Raw genomic sequence first — 14,756 nt, 5'->3', positions numbered from 1 at the left:
CGGCGGGCCCGACGCCGAGCTCCCCGGCCAGCCCGGTGCTCAGCGCGCTGAGGCAGATCGTCGCCCCGACCGCGACCGCGCCCGCGGTGGCCGCGGCGGCGACCAGCGCCCGCGGCCCGCGGATCGCCGCGCCACCCCGGATCGCCACGCCACGCCGGATCACCGTGCCGCCCCGGCGCGACGGCCCGCCATGTCCAGCCCCAGCGTCAGCACGCCCGGCACGCCCAGGTCGTGGAACGGCTCGGCGGGCCGGAAGCCGTACCCGCGGTAGAGATGGTGCGCGGCGGGCATCGCGCCGGGGTGGGTCTGCAGCAGCAGCTCGTCGAACCCGAGATCGTCCGCGGCGGCCACGGCCTCGGCGAGCAGGGCCCGGCCCAGGCCCCGCCCGCGGGCCCAGGGCCGCAGGTACATCCGTTTCAGTTCGGCGGCGGACCGGGTCAACCGGTGCACCCCGACCATCCCGGCCGACCGCTCGCCGACCCGGGCGAGGACCAGCGCGGCGTCGGGGGGCCGGTAGAACCGGGCCGGGTCGGCGAACTCGTCGCGCGCGGCCGGCTGCGCCGCGGTGACGTCGGCGCCCACGGCCGCGGCCACCCACCGCCGGTGCTCGTCGAGCAGCAGCGCGGCCGCCGCCCAGTCCGCGGTGGTCCGGGCCCGGTGCACGCGGAACGGGTCGGGAGGGGGCATGGCGGTCTCCTTGGCGGGTGGGGCAGTCACCCGTCAAGGCGTGAGGGTGTTCGGGAGGTCCGGCCTCACGGGCCCGCGGACGGCACCTCCCGAGCACCGGCGGGGTGAGCCGTGCCACTGTGGGGTCGTGGGGGACGACGCGGAGTGGGATCGCCGGTTCGCCGGGCAGCTGGTCGAGCTGGTGGAGCGCGCGCGTGTGCGGTTGGGCGGCGAGGGCAACGAACTGGCCGGGCGGGTGGCGGCGCACCTGGGCTGCGGCATCGACGACGCGCTCGCGGTCAGCCGCTCCTACCCGGGCTTCGAGCACGTCAACGTGCACCGCGGCGTGGCCGCCTACCTGGCCGAGCACGACCCGGGGGCGGAGTGGTTCGGGGTGTCGGGCCTGCACGCCGGCATGCACGACCTGGTGGAGATGCTGGAGGCCGCCGCCCGCACCGGCCAGTTCGACGTGGGCGCGGTCAGCTACGCCGCCGTGGCCACCGGCCCCGACTCCAGCCAGGACGCGGTGCAGCTGGGGGTCGTGCGCACCCGCTCGCCGGGCGGCGAGCCGGTGGTGCTCGGGGTGCGCGGGCCGATCGAGATGTTCGGCCCCGACTCGGGGTGTCAGCTGCGCGTGCTCGCCCGCGACGGCGCGACCGCGGCCGAGACCCGGGCCGCGCTGGAGGAGCGCGTCCGCGCGCACGACGCCTTCGTCGGCCAGGTGCTGCAGCTCGACGTGACCGAGCACCGGGGCAACGAGCTGGTCTCGTTCCTGCCCCGGCCCGTGCTGCGTGCCGAGGATGTCGTGCTGCCGGCCGGTGTGCTCGACGCCATCGAGGACCACGTCGTGCGTCCCGGCGTCGACGCCGAGCGGCTGCGCGCGGCCGGTCAGCACCTCAAGCGCGGGGTGCTGCTGCACGGCCCACCCGGTACCGGGAAGACCCACACGGTGCGCTACCTGCTCGGCCGGCTCACCGACCACACGGTGGTCGTGCTGTCCGGGCGGGCGCTGACCAAGCTGCTGCCGGCCGCGGTCAGCCTGGCCCGCCGGTCGCAGCCGGCCGTGGTCGTCGTCGAGGACGTCGACCTCGTCGCCGAGGACCGCGCGGTGGCGCCCGGGCCGAACCCGTGGCTGTTCGAGCTGCTCAACCGCATCGACGGGGTCGACGGCGACGCCGACGTGACGTTCCTGCTCACCACCAACCGCGTCGACGTCGTCGAGCGGGCGCTGGTCGAGCGGCCCGGACGGGTCGACCTGGCGGTGGAGATCCCGCCGCCGGACGCGGACTGCCGGCGCCGGCTGCTGCGCCTCTACGCCGCGGCCACCGACCTGGACCTGCCCGACGACAGCGCCGAGGGCTGCGCCCTGCTGGCCCGGACCGAGGGCGTCACCGCGTCGTTCGTGCGCGAGCTGGTCCGCCGCGCGGTGCTGGCCCGGCTGCCCGGCACCGGGCCCGGTGACCGGGTGCGCCTCACCGGTGCCGACCTCCTCGCCGCGCTCGACGTTCTGCAGGCGCAAGCGCTGACCCGCAGCGTCCTCGGTGCGGGCCGGCGCCCTGGTCCGGTGCTCCGCGCGGACGACGACTGCTGCGACCCGTAGGGATCCGCTCAGTAACGGCAGCCTCGCCGAATGCGACGGTCTGGTCATCGGTGTCGATCAGATCGGGGCGTTGCCGTGCAGGTGAAGGCCGTCAGGGATGTCGCGGACGAGATGCGGCTGGACACCGACGAAATGGTGGTGCTCACCCTGCTGCAGCAGCTGATGTTGGGCCGGGACCTCATCGCGGAGAAGCACACGACGCGAGCGCAGAGCAAGCAGCGGTTCCGTGACGTGTTCGCCGAAGCGGCGACGATGGCGCACTGGTCGCGCGGGGAGGACCTCCCGGTGTGGGCGCGGGAGCCTGCGGCCGCTGTCGCGGCGCGGGTCCCGGCTCAGCAACGGCCCCTGATCGAGGGCGCGGCGCCGATCTTCGGCAGTCACGTCACGCGGCGCTCGCGTGCGCTGCTGCTCCTCATCGAGCTCGTCGCGTTCGAGCCGTGGGCGGGCGATGTCGGGTGGGTGCGGGTGGCGCGACGTGACGCGCTCACTGTGGCAGCCGGTCATCTCATCGCGTTGAAACCGGGCGATCTTCGGGCGGTCACCGCCGAGTTCGAGGCGGTGCTGCGTGCGCTGGCCCGTCGCAACGTGCGATGGGGCCGGGTGGCTGCGGTGTCGGCTGCGGGGCTGGTGCTGGGTGTGGCGTCGATGGGTGTCGCGGCCCCCCTGATCGGCGCGGCCGTCGGTGGCGCACTCGGCCTGAGCGGTGCGGCCGCGACGTCAGCCGGACTTGCCGCGCTCGGCGGCGGGTCGGTGGCGGCGGGCGGGTTCGGCATGGCCGGCGGAACTGCGCTGTTGTCGGGTTTGGGTGCGCTGGGCGGGGCGGGTGTCGGTGCGGCCGGTGCGCGCTTGAGCGGCTTCAGCGCGTCGCAGGTCGTGGCGGCGGCGGTCAAGCTCGACGTCGTCGCCCGGATGGTGCTGCTCGACGCCGAGAACGACGAGGCGAAAGCGCGACTGGTCGTGGAAGGGCTGCAGGCGCGCCTGGACGAGGTCGGCATGACGATCGGGCGGCTGGCCGAGCAGCTACGCCGGCTGTCGGCGGACAACTCCCGGCTCACCGCGGAGAACGCCGAGCTTCGCGACCGGCTGCAGACCGAGCAGGCCGAGGCCGAGACCGCGCAAGCCGCTCTGGAGGTCGTCATCGACCGCATCCCGGTGACGGTCTGAGGTGGACGAGTCGATCCTGCGCAACCTCGATACCCAGCACCGGCGCTTGGCCGAGCTCGAGGCCGACGCCGCTCGGCTACTGGCCGGCGGCACCGATGTGCAGGTGACCCCGTCGAGCGCGGCGCCCGAGCGCTACGAGGACCTGACCGCGACCAACGAGGCGTTGCGAGCCTCGCAGGGCTGGGACGAAATCGATCTCGACGCCGCGCTGACCCCGGCGCTGCGGGCGGAGTACGAGCGCTGGGAGGACCGTCACCGCGCTCGTTGGAGCGAGCAGGACGTCGCCGCCGTGGCGTGCGCGGGGCTCATCGGGATCGCTGCGACCTGGTTCGACTCGGCGATCGACGGCGCCGTGCGCCAGCGGCTGGAGACGCTGAAGGACTCGCCGTTGATCAGGCGGTGGGAGCGGGAAGCGCGGGGGATGCCGATCGACTACACGGGCGAGGGGTTCGGCGGGCCCGGTCATCGCATGCGGTCAGCCGGTCACGACATCGGCCGCCCGTTCGAGGCGCTGCGGCAGATCCGCGCCGGGCAGTTCCGCGGCTACTCCTGGGACCACGGCCAGCGGATCACACACCTGGCCGACGCGACACCGTTCGGGACGCGGTACGTGCCGGTCGAGACCCTCGGTGAGGCGTTGACGCTGTGGGGCAAGCACCTGGTCGCCGATGTCGTCACCCCGATGAGCCTGCCGCTGCCGGGCTGTACGAAGCTCTACGAGCTGCCTTCACGGCGGCTGCGCACCTTCGCCCACCAGACCTACGACAACGGCCTCAACACCCGATGGGTCGCGCTCAGTACCCTGCCGGTTCTCACCACCGAGGTCGTGGTCCGGACCCACGTGCACGGCCGCGCGATGCTGTCCCGTGGCACCGCGATCCTGGAACCCGCCGAGGCCGCGCAGCGAAGCGAGCTGCTGCTGGCCGCCTGTGCGCTGGTCGGAGCGGCATCGTTGGGCAAGGCGCTGACCATCGCCATCGCGACCCGTTCACCGGTCGGGGCGTACCAGCACGTCAACTGGCCCGTCCTGCTCCGCGCCGCCACCACGTCCCTGCAGGTCGCCGCCGATGCCCGAGCCCGTGCGCAGGGCCTCGGGCGGTCCTGGGACGACCTGCTCGCCGACGTCGCCCGTCCGTGGCAGCTCGACGCCGCAGCTGACGTCGACCGAGCATTCGCCGACTGACGCTGCACTCGCACGACGCGGTTCGTGGACGCCTGGTTCCACGGCTCGATCCGGAGTGGCCGGCCGAGGCGCGGACGCGATTGTTGCCGCGCAACGCAGGCCGAGCCGGCTCGGCGGTCAGGCTGTGGGCTCGGCGTGGCTGGTCGCCCGACGGCGCAGCGTGGTCGCGGTGAACAGGCCGGTGACGGCGGCGGTCAGGGCCAGCAGCAGGAACCCGAGCATGTAGCTGCCGAGCGTGCCGTAGACCGCCCCCATCACCAGCGGCGGGAAGAACCCGCCCAGGCCACCGGCGGCGCCGACGACGCCGGTGACCGCGCCGACGCGGTCGCCCGCGACGAGCTGGGCGACCAGGGCGAACACCGCGCCGGTCCCGGTGCCGAGCGCGGCGGCCATGCCGAGGAACGCGATCGTGCCGACGGGCACCAGTGCCAGTTCGAAGGCGGCGACGACGGCGAGCAGCGCGACCGCGGCGTACGCCGTGACCAACACCCGGATCGGACCCATCCGGTCGGACAGCCAGCCGCCGATGGGGCGCATGAGCACCGCGAGCACGACGAATCCGGCGGTTCGCAGTGCGGCGTCGCCGCGGTCCAGCCCGAACGCGCTGACCAGGTAGGTCGGCAGGTAGACGCTGAAGGCGACGAACCCGCCGAAGGCGACCGCGTACAGGAAGGACAGCTGCAGGGTGAGCGGCATCCGCAGGGTGGTGGCCAACCGGCTGGCCAGGCTGCCGCTGGGGATCTGCCGGTCGGGCCGGTCGCGCAGTACCAGGTAGGCCACCCCGGCGTAGACCACCAGAACCACGGCGACCAGGTCGAACGGGAAGGCCGGACCGAACGCCGCGGCCAGTTGCACCGTGCTGAACGCCGAGATCGCCGTGCCTCCCATGCCCGCGCCGAACACGCCGAGGGCCAGCCCCCGCCGGGCCGGCGGGTACCAGGAGTTCACGAACGGGACGCCGATGGCGAAGGTCGTGCCGCCGAGGCCGAGGAAGAAGCCACCGAGGAGGTAGCCGGTCAGCGAGTCGGCGAGGTGACCGAGGTAGAGCACCGGCAGCACGGTGAGCAGTGCGACCACCGGGAACATCCGGCGGGCCCCCAGCCGGTCGGTGAGCGCGCCGACCGGGATGCGCCCGAGCGAGCCGACCAGGACCGGCACGGCCACCAGCAGCGACTGCTGGAACGCGGTCAGCTGCAGCTCGTCCCGCAGCGTCGCACCCAACGGGGACAGCAGCGCCCACGCCCAGAACGTGACGGCGAACCCGACGGTGGACGTGCCGAGCATGAGTCCGGCCCCGCCTCGCAGCGGTGTTCCGGGAGTCGGGCCCGGTCCGCGGGCAGCGCTCACGATGTCCTCCTCGTCGCGGACGATGTGGTTCTGCGGGCAGCCATCCTGCCTCCCCGGCGCCGAGTGCGGCAGAGGTCGTTCGGTCCCCCGATCAGGCCCTTCCGGCCGTGCGCTGCGGACCGCGACCTGCCAGGGTCTCTGGGACGGCAGGAACGGAGGCACAGGTGACGACCTTCGACGACGGCGGCGCCCGGGCACGGCCCGGGACGGACGGGCCGGCCGCGGACGCGCTGCTGCGCACGGGGCGGTTCTTCACCCGCCGGGAGACCTCCCCCGATCTGCGGGCCGTCCACCACGTGGGCGGCCGCGAAGGCGATGTCTTCTACCGGGACCGGTGGAGCCACGACAAGGTGGTGCGCTCCACGCACGGGGTGAACTGCACCGGGTCCTGCTCGTGGAAGGTCTACGTCAAGGACGGGATCATCACCTGGGAGACCCAGCAGACCGACTACCCGTCGGTGGGTCCGGACTCCCCGGAGTACGAGCCGCGCGGCTGCCCGCGCGGCGCGGCGTTCTCCTGGTACACCTACTCGCCCACCCGGATCCGCTACCCGTACGCCCGCGGGGTGCTGGTGGAGATGTACCGCGAGGCGAAGGCGCGCCTCGGTGACCCGGTGCTGGCGTGGGGCGACGTGGTCGGCGACGCCGGGCGCCGCCGCCGCTACCAGCGGGCTCGCGGCAAGGGCGGGCACGTGCGGGTGTCCTGGGGCGAGGCGGTCGAGATGGTGGCCGCCGCCCACGTGCACACGGCCAAGGTGCACGGCCCGGACCGGATCGCCGGGTTCTCCCCGATCCCGGCCATGTCGATGGTCAGCCACGCCGCGGGCTCGCGGTTCATCGAGCTCGTCGGCGGCGCCATGACCTCGTTCTACGACTGGTACGCCGACCTGCCGGTCGCCTCGCCGCAGGTGTTCGGCGACCAGACCGACGTGCCCGAGTCCGGCGACTGGTGGAACGCCTCCTACCTGGTGATGTGGGGCTCCAACGTGCCGGTCACGCGCACCCCGGACGCGCACTGGATGGCCGAGGCGCGCTACAAGGGCCAGAAGGTCGTGGTGGTCTCGCCGGACTACGCCGACAACACGAAGTTCGCCGACACCTGGCTGCCCGCCCAGCCCGGCACCGACGGCGCGCTCGCGATGGCGATGGGGCACGTGATCCTCACCGAGTTCTTCGTGCGGCGGCGGGTGCCGTTCTTCGTCGACTACGTCGCCCGCTACACCGACCTGCCGTTCCTGGTCACGCTGGCCGAGCGCGGCGCCGAGGGCGGGACCGGGTACGTGCCGGACAAGTTCCTCACCGCAGCCGACCTCGGCGACGAGGAGGAGGGCGCCGCCTGGAAGACGGTGCTCGTCGACGGCCGCACGGGCGAGCCCGTGGTGCCGAACGGGTCGCTCGGTTTCCGCTACACCGACTCCGGGACCGGCCGGTGGAACCTCGACCTGGGTGAGGTCGCCCCGCAGCTGACCCTGCTCGGCGGCGACACCGCCGAGGTCCTGCTGCCCCGGTTCGACGGGCTGGACGGCAGCGGCGGGGTGCTGCGCCGCGGGGTCCCGGTGCGCCGGGTGGGCGGCCGGCTGGTCACCACCGTGTTCGACCTGATGCTGGCCCAGTACGGGGTGCACCGCGACGGGTTGCCCGGCACGTGGCCGACCGGCTACGACGACGCCGAGCAGCCCTACACCCCCGCCTGGCAGGAGGGCATCACCTCGGTGCCGGCCCAGCAGGTGGTCCGGGTGGCCCGTGAGCTGGCGACCAACTCCGAGGAGTCCGGTGGCCGGACGATGATCCTGATGGGCGCCGGGATCTGCCAGTGGTTCCACGGCGACGCCACCTACCGGGCGGTGCTGTCGCTGCTGCTGCTCACCGGGGCGATGGGCCGGAACGGCGGCGGGTGGGCGCACTACGTGGGCCAGGAGAAGTGCCGCCCGGTCACCGGGTGGGCGACGATGGCGATGGCCACCGACTGGCAGCGCCCGCCGCGGCAGATGATCGGCACCGCGTTCTGGTACACCCACACCGACCAGTGGCGCTACGACGGCTACCGGGCCGACGCGCTCACGTCCCCGCTGGCCGAGGGGCACCTGGCCGGCATGCACACCATCGACACCATCGCCTTGTCGGCGCGGCTGGGCTGGATGCCGTCCTACCCGCAGTTCGACCGCAACCCGCTCGACGTGGCCGACGAGGCCGTGGCATCGGGCGAGGACGTCGCGACCTACGTCGCCGGCAAGCTGCGCGACGGCGAGCTCAACTTCGCGATCGACGACCCGGACGCCCCGCAGAACTGGCCGCGCTGCCTGACGCTGTGGCGGGCCAACCTGCTGGGCTCCTCGGCCAAGGGGGACGAGTACTTCCTGCGCCACCTGCTCGGGACCCACGACAACCTGATGGCCGAGCAGACCCCGCCCGACCGTCGTCCCCGGGACGTGACCTGGCGCGATGGCGACCCGCCCGAGGGCAAGCTCGACCTGCTGCTCGCCCTGGACTTCCGGATGACCAGCTCCACGCTGCTCGCCGACGTCGTGCTGCCCGCGGCCACCTGGTACGAGAAGCACGACCTGAACACCACCGACATGCACCCGTTCGTGCACGCGTTCACCCCGGCCATCGATCCGCCGTTCGAGACCCGTACGGACTTCGACGCCTTCCACGCCATCGCCCGGCGGTTCAGCGAACTCGCCGCAGTCCACCTCGGGGTGCGCAAGGACGTGGTGGCCGTGCCCCTGCAGCACGACACGCCGGGCGAGACCGGGCAGCCCGGCGGGCGGGTCCGCGACTGGCGCGCGGGCGAGACCGAACCCGTTCCCGGACGGACGATGCCGAACTTCGTCGTCGTGGAGCGCGACTACCCCGCGGTGGCCGACAAGATGGCCAGCATCGGCCCGCTGGTCGACCGGCTGGGCATGACGACCAAGGCGGTGACCTACCACCCGGACGAGGAGATCGCGCAGCTGGCGGCCGCGAACGGGGTGATGCTGGGCGGGGCGGGCGACGGCCGTCCGGCGATCGACACCGACGCGAAGATGGCGGAGGCGATCCTGTCGCTGTCGGCCACCACCAACGGACGGCTGGCGGTGCAGGGCTTCGCGCAGCTGCAGCGCCGCACCGGGACCCGGCTGGTCGACCTGGCCGAGGGCAGCGAGGAGAGGCGGATCTCCTTCGCCGACACCCAGGCCCGCCCGGTCCCGGTGATCACCAGCCCGGAGTGGTCGGGCAGCGAGACCGGGGGACGCCGCTACGCCCCGTTCACCGTCAACGTCGAGCGGCTCAAGCCGTGGCACACCCTGACCGGGCGGATGCACTTCCTGCTCGACCACGACTGGATGCACGAGTTCGGCGAGACCCTGCCGACCTTCCGGGTACCGCTGGACATGCACCGGCTGTTCGGCGAGCCCCGGCTCGGCCGGCTCGGCACCGACGGGGCGTCGGTGACGGTGCGCTACCTGACCCCGCACTCGAAGTGGTCGATCCACTCCGAGTACCAGGACAACCTGTTCATGCTGTCCCTGTCGCGCGGCGGGCCGGTGGTGTGGATGAGCCAGGCCGACGCCGAGGCGATCGGGGTGCGCGACAACGACTGGGTGGAGGCGGTCAACCGCAACGGGGTCGTCGTGCTGCGGGCCGTCGTCAGCCACCGCATGCCGCCCGGGACCGTGTTCGTCTACCACGCCCAGGAGCGGGTGGTGAACGTGCCGAAGTCGGAGGCCACCGGCCGCCGCGGCGGCATCCACAACTCCGCCACCCGGATCCTGGTCAAGCCCACCCACCTGATCGGCGGCTACGCGCAGCTGTCGTTCGCGTTCAACTACCTCGGCCCGACCGGCAACCAGCGCGACGAGGTCACCGTGATCCGGCGGCGGTCCCAGGAGGTGGAGTTCTGATGCGCGTCATGGCCCAGATGGGCATGGTGATGAACCTGGACAAGTGCATCGGCTGCCACACCTGCTCGGTCACCTGCAAGCAGGCCTGGACCAACCGCAGCGGCGTCGAGTACGTCTGGTTCAACAACGTCGAGACCCGGCCCGGGCAGGGCTACCCGCGCCGCTACCAGGACCAGGAGCGGTGGAAGGGCGGCTGGGTGCGCAACCGGCGCGGCCGGCTGCAGCTCAAGGCGGGCGGCCGGTGGCGCAAGCTGATGACGATCTTCGCCAACCCGGTGCTGCCCAACATCCGCGACTACTACGAGCCCTGGACCTACGACTACGAGATGCTCACCGACGCCCCGCTGGGCGACGACTTCCCGGTGGCGCGGCCCAAGTCGCTGCTGTCCGGCGAGCCGATCGACATCGAGTGGAGCGCCAACTGGGACGACGACCTCGGTGGCGCGCCCGAGCACGGCCCGCTCGACCCCATCGTCGAGCGCCTGCGGAAGGAGTCCGAGGAGAAGGTCAAGTTCACCTTCGAGCAGGCGTTCATGTTCTACCTGCCGCGGATCTGCGAGCACTGCCTCAACCCGTCCTGCGTGGCGTCCTGCCCGTCGGGGGCGATGTACAAGCGCGCCGAGGACGGCATCGTGCTGGTCGACCAGGACCGCTGCCGCGGCTGGCGGATGTGCGTGACCGGCTGCCCGTACAAGAAGGTGTACTTCAACCACCGCACCGGCAAGGCCGAGAAGTGCACGTTCTGCTACCCGCGCATCGAGGTCGGGCTGCCCACCGTGTGCGCCGAGACCTGCGTGGGGCGGCTGCGCTACATCGGGCTGTTCCTCTACGACGCCGACCGGGTCAGCGAGGCGGCGTCCGTGGCGGACGAGCACGACCTCTACGAGGCCCAGCTCGACCTGCTGCTCGACCCGGACGACCCGGAGGTGCTCGCGGCCGCGCGCCGGGAGGGCATCGCCGAGGACTGGCTCGACGCCGCCCGCCGCTCACCGGTGTACCGGTTGGCCAAGCAGTACCGGGTCGCCCTGCCGCTGCACCCGGAGTTCCGCACGATGCCGATGGTCTGGTACATCCCGCCGCTGTCGCCGGTGGTCGACCGGCTCACCGAGACCGGCCACGACGGGGAGGACGCCGGCAACCTGTTCGGTGCCATCGACGCGCTGCGCATCCCGGTCGAGTACCTGGCCGAGCTGTTCACCGCGGGCGACCCGGCACCCGTGCGGACGGTGCTGCAGCGCCTGGCCGCGATGCGCTCCTACATGCGCGACGTGACCCTGGACCGCCCGCGCGACGAGTCGATCGCCACCGCGGTGGGCATGACCGGTGCCGAGGTCGTGGAGATGTACCGGCTGCTGGCCATCGCCAAGTACGACGAGCGCTACGTCATCCCCACCGCCTACGAGGGCGAGGCGCACCAGCTCGAGGAGCTGGGCTGCAGCCTCGACGTCGACGGCGGCCCGGGCATGGTCGCCGGCAGCGGCCCGTTCGGCGAGGCCTCCGGGCGCCCGGCGCCGGTCTCGGTGGAGACCTTCCACGCCCTGCGCGACCGGCAGACCAGCGAGAGCTTCGCCGATCCGGGCACCCCGGGAGCCCGGATCAACCTGCTGAACTGGGACGGCAAGGGACGTCCGACGGGGCTGTTCCCGCCACCCCACGAGGTACCCCCCCACGAGGTACCCCCCGGGCCCGGCGACATCACCGGGCGCAGCGCGGCCACACCGTCGTCGACCGACCCGGAGGAGGGCCGATGACCGGGCGCGCGTCCGACCAGGCCGTCCTGCTCCAGGCGGCCTCGGTGTGCCTGCAGTACCCCGACGACACCGTCCGGTCGGCGCTACCGCTCGTCGGGCGGGCGGTCGACGCACTGCCCGACGGGCGGACCCGCGAGCGCCTGACCGCCTTCCTCGACGCGGCCGCGGCCACCCCGCCGGCCCGGCTGGCGCAGCACTACGTCGAGGTGTTCGACCAGCGCCGGCGCTGCTGCCTCTACCTGACCTGGTGGAGCGACGGCGAGACCCGCCGCCGCGGCGGCTCGCTCGCCGCGCTCAAGCAGCGCTACCGGGCGGCCGGGATGGACCTGGACACCACCGAGCTGCCCGACTTCCTGCCCGTGGTGCTGGAGTACGCCGCCACCGGTGACCTCGCCGACGGGCTCGTCCTGCTCCAAGAACACCGCCCGGGCCTGGAGCTGCTCCGGCTGGCCCTGCTCGACGCCGGCACCCCCTACGCCGCCGTCCTCGAAGCGGTCTGCGCGCTGCTGCCCGGGCCGTCGCCGGCCGACGTCGCCGCGGCGAAGGCGCTGGCCCGGTCCGGCCCGCCGCGCGAGCAGGTCGGCCTCGAACTCGCACCCTTCGGAGCCGCCCGATGAGCACCCTGGACATCCTGTTGTGGGGGGTGCTGCCCTACGTCACGATCGCCGTCCTGGTCACCGGCACGATCTGGCGCTGGCGCTACGACCGGTTCGGCTGGACCACCCGCTCCTCCGAGCTGCACGAGTCGCGACTGCTGCGCATCGGCAGCCCGCTGTTCCACTTCGGACTGCTGGTGGTGATCGTCGGCCACGTCATCGGCCTGCTGATCCCCAAGAGCTGGACCGACGGCGTCGGGCTGTCCCAGCAGGCCTACCACGTCCAGGCGCTCCTCCTCGGTGCGCTGGCCGGGTTCTGCACGCTGGCCGGCGTCGCCATCCTGATCTACCGCAGGCGCACCACCGGCCCCGTCTTCGCCGCCACCACCCGCAACGACAAGCTGATGTACGTCGTACTGGTCGCGGCCATCGTCGCCGGGCTGGTGACCACCCTGCTCGGCGCGGCCGGCGGCGAGGAGCACAACTACCGGCTCTCGGTCTCGCCGTGGTTCCGCTCGCTGTTCGTCCTGCAACCCGACATCGAGGCGATGAGCCACGCCGGCACGGCCTTCCACCTGCACACCCTGGTCGGCATGGCGCTGTTCGCGCTGTGGCCGTTCACCCGGCTCGTGCACGCCTTCACCGCGCCGCTCGGCTACCTCTTCCGGCCCTACATCGTCTACCGCTCCCGGACCGGCGGGTCGGCGACCCGGGCGCCGCGGCGAGGGTGGGAACCGACTAACTCGACCAGGAGGCCCCGACAGTGAAGACGTCGTTGGACGCGCTGGCCCGCGAACTGCTGGAAGCAGCGCGGCGCACCCCGGCCGGGCGCAGTGCGCGCTCCGTCGTCGGCGGCCACGAGCACCACCTGCGGCAGACCCTCATCGCGCTGGTGGCCGGGCACGAGCTCGCCGAGCACAAGAACCCGGGCGAGGCCACGGTGCACGTCCTGCACGGGCGGGTCCGGCTGATCGCCGACCCGGACTCCTGGGCGGGGCGGCGCGGCGACCTGCTCGTCGTACCCGACCGGTCGCACCGCCTGGTGGCCGACGAGGACGCCGCCGTGCTGCTGACCGTGTCCGTGGTGGGGTGATCCGCGAGGCGAACCACCGGTGAGCCACCGACCGCCGTAGTCGACGACCGAGGTCGCCGGCCGTTGCGCAGGAGCGGGGGTGGTTGCCGTCGGGCCGGATGCGCGGGACGCGGATCCCCACGACCCCGGGACCTCCTCCGACTCGCTACCGACGTTCGAGGAGTTCCTGGATCCGCGCCCTGGCCAGCCGCTCGACGAGCTCGGGGAGCGCCCCGGGCGGGTCCGCCGCGAGCTCGGTGCGCGCCTGGACGACGAAGGTGCGCACCAGCCACGCCGGGAGCGCCGCGGCGAACTCGGCCGCGAGGCGGTGCACGGCGTCCTCGACCACGGGGTCGAGCGCGACGGGCGGGAAGGTGGGCATGCGCCGCTCCAACTGGGTCGTTCTCCGGGCCTCGATCCCACCTCCGGGCGCGCGCGGCCACCAGGGTCGAACGGCCCCCCGGCCGGGTGGGGGGCCACTGCGGCCCGGCGCACCTCGCGGCTCGCTGCCAGCCCGGCCCCGAGCACGGCGAAGGGCCCGCACCGGTGCGGTGCGGGCCCCGCGGTGGACGGGATCAGATGAGCCAGTGCTGGCGCTGCACGATCGGCAGGTCCGCCCACCTGCGGCCCAGGCCCCAGGTGTTGCCGGCGTAGGTGAGGGCGACGGCGATCAGGGCGAGGGCGTAGATGATGTGGTAGTCGATGATCGGGTTGGTCGACATGGTGGGCTCACCCGCGGCGGTGAAGCGGTCGAGGGGGAACTCGGCCAGCCACATCAGCAGCATCATGGCGCTGCCGGCGATGGCGCTGATGCGCAGGCCGATGCCGAGGGTGACGGCGATGCCCACCCCGGCCAGGCCCAGCATGAACAGCCAGTCCGCCCACCACGCGCCGGCGATGGCCTGGAAGGCGGTGTCGAAGGGGCCGACCTCGACGCCGCTGAGGAAGCCCTTGGTGGGGGATCCGCCGTTGATCCAGGCCCGCTCGGCCGGGGTGGCGTAGCCCAGCCCGACCAGCTTGTCCAGGAAGGCCCAGAGGAAGACCAGGCCGGTGGCGATGCGCAGCACCGCCAGGGCCTTCGCCGGTGCCGTCGCCGGGGCCACGGTCGCGGTCTCGTACCGGGGGGTGTGTCGGGTGCTCATCGCTCCTCCTCGTCGTGTCTTCCTTGCTCGATGAGCGTGCTCTCGGGGGGCGGGCCGGCGCGCCTGCGCAACAGCCCCTCCGCACCGGGTCGAACGTCACCGGTGATCGCGACCCGGGGGAGCCGATCGGCACTGCCCGGTCGGGACCTCCGCCCGTGCGTGGTCGGGCGGACCCCGGAACGGCGCGCCGGGCACGACGACGGAGCGTGCGGTCAGCACTCCTGGTCGGGCAGCGTGCGGGCCATCAGGTCCAGCAGGTCGACGACGCGCTGGGCGTAGCCCCACTCGTTGTCGTACCAGCCGAAGACCTTGGCGGTGTCGCCGAGGACGCGGGTCAGGCCGAGGTCGACC

Annotated in this window: 12 protein-coding genes; 8 read left to right on the top strand and 4 right to left on the bottom strand. The window is 73.2% G+C overall.

Annotation, left to right across the window (positions count from 1 at the left end):
* Positions 1-159 precede the first annotated feature (159 nt).
* On the bottom strand, positions 160-687 hold the full coding sequence (locus KIK08_RS31945) for a GNAT family N-acetyltransferase (protein ID WP_214407039.1): 528 nt from the start codon (positions 685-687) through the stop codon (positions 160-162).
* 127 nt (positions 688-814) lie between these two features.
* Between KIK08_RS31945 and KIK08_RS31940 the strand changes: the two genes are divergently transcribed.
* From KIK08_RS31940 to KIK08_RS31930, 3 genes are all read left to right on the top strand, one after another.
* The gene (locus KIK08_RS31940; RefSeq protein WP_308258025.1) at positions 815-2,266 is read left to right on the top strand and encodes an AAA family ATPase; all 1,452 of its coding nucleotides are present in this window, start codon (positions 815-817) and stop codon (positions 2,264-2,266) included.
* A 75-nt stretch (positions 2,267-2,341) separates the two neighbouring features.
* Positions 2,342-3,430, top strand: coding sequence for a hypothetical protein (locus KIK08_RS31935; RefSeq protein ID WP_214407037.1), 1,089 nt, complete (start codon positions 2,342-2,344; stop codon positions 3,428-3,430).
* A 1-nt stretch (position 3,431) separates the two neighbouring features.
* Positions 3,432-4,613, top strand: coding sequence for a hypothetical protein (locus KIK08_RS31930; protein ID WP_214407036.1), 1,182 nt, complete (start codon positions 3,432-3,434; stop codon positions 4,611-4,613).
* A gap of 117 nt (positions 4,614-4,730) precedes the next feature.
* Here KIK08_RS31930 and KIK08_RS31925 read toward each other — a convergent pair whose 3' ends face one another.
* On the bottom strand, positions 4,731-5,897 hold the full coding sequence (locus tag KIK08_RS31925) for an MFS transporter (protein WP_214407035.1): 1,167 nt from the start codon (positions 5,895-5,897) through the stop codon (positions 4,731-4,733).
* A 227-nt stretch (positions 5,898-6,124) separates the two neighbouring features.
* Between KIK08_RS31925 and KIK08_RS31920 the strand changes: the two genes are divergently transcribed.
* The 5 genes from KIK08_RS31920 to KIK08_RS31900 are packed head-to-tail and all read left to right on the top strand — an operon-like array spanning position 6,125 to position 13,284.
* Positions 6,125-9,844 carry a nitrate reductase subunit alpha gene (locus KIK08_RS31920; RefSeq protein WP_214407034.1) on the top strand — a complete coding sequence of 1,240 codons (3,720 nt, stop codon included), beginning with the start codon at positions 6,125-6,127 and terminating at the stop codon, positions 9,842-9,844.
* The gene (gene narH / locus KIK08_RS31915; protein WP_214407033.1) at positions 9,844-11,595 is read left to right on the top strand and encodes a nitrate reductase subunit beta; all 1,752 of its coding nucleotides are present in this window, start codon (positions 9,844-9,846) and stop codon (positions 11,593-11,595) included. Before KIK08_RS31920 ends, narH begins: the two co-directional genes overlap by 1 nt.
* Positions 11,592-12,212 carry a nitrate reductase molybdenum cofactor assembly chaperone gene (gene narJ, locus KIK08_RS31910; protein ID WP_214407032.1) on the top strand — a complete coding sequence of 207 codons (621 nt, stop codon included), beginning with the start codon at positions 11,592-11,594 and terminating at the stop codon, positions 12,210-12,212. Before narH ends, narJ begins: the two co-directional genes overlap by 4 nt.
* Entirely contained in the window at positions 12,209-12,958 is a 750-nt protein-coding gene (gene narI, locus KIK08_RS31905) for a respiratory nitrate reductase subunit gamma (protein WP_214407031.1), read from the top strand. The genes narJ and narI overlap by 4 nt, the downstream gene beginning before the upstream one ends.
* Positions 12,955-13,284: a cupin domain-containing protein gene (locus KIK08_RS31900; RefSeq protein WP_214407030.1), complete on the top strand. Its 330-nt coding sequence runs from the start codon at positions 12,955-12,957 to the stop codon at positions 13,282-13,284. The genes narI and KIK08_RS31900 overlap by 4 nt, the downstream gene beginning before the upstream one ends.
* A gap of 145 nt (positions 13,285-13,429) precedes the next feature.
* Here KIK08_RS31900 and KIK08_RS31895 read toward each other — a convergent pair whose 3' ends face one another.
* Together KIK08_RS31895 and KIK08_RS31890 are read right to left on the bottom strand one after the other, a co-directional pair.
* Positions 13,430-13,645, bottom strand: coding sequence for a hypothetical protein (locus KIK08_RS31895; protein ID WP_214407029.1), 216 nt, complete (start codon positions 13,643-13,645; stop codon positions 13,430-13,432).
* Between the two features lie 193 nt (positions 13,646-13,838).
* Positions 13,839-14,405 (bottom strand): DoxX family membrane protein, encoded by a 567-nt coding sequence (locus KIK08_RS31890; protein ID WP_214407028.1) that lies wholly within the window; start codon positions 14,403-14,405, stop codon positions 13,839-13,841.
* Positions 14,406-14,756: the final 351 nt, after the last annotated feature.

It is taken from the genome of Pseudonocardia lacus, assembly GCF_018531445.1.
GTDB classification, from domain to species: Bacteria; Actinomycetota; Actinomycetes; order Mycobacteriales; family Pseudonocardiaceae; genus Pseudonocardia; species Pseudonocardia lacus.
The sequence above is the reverse complement of the archived record's forward strand: the minus strand, read 5'-3'. Positions and strand labels throughout refer to the sequence as shown.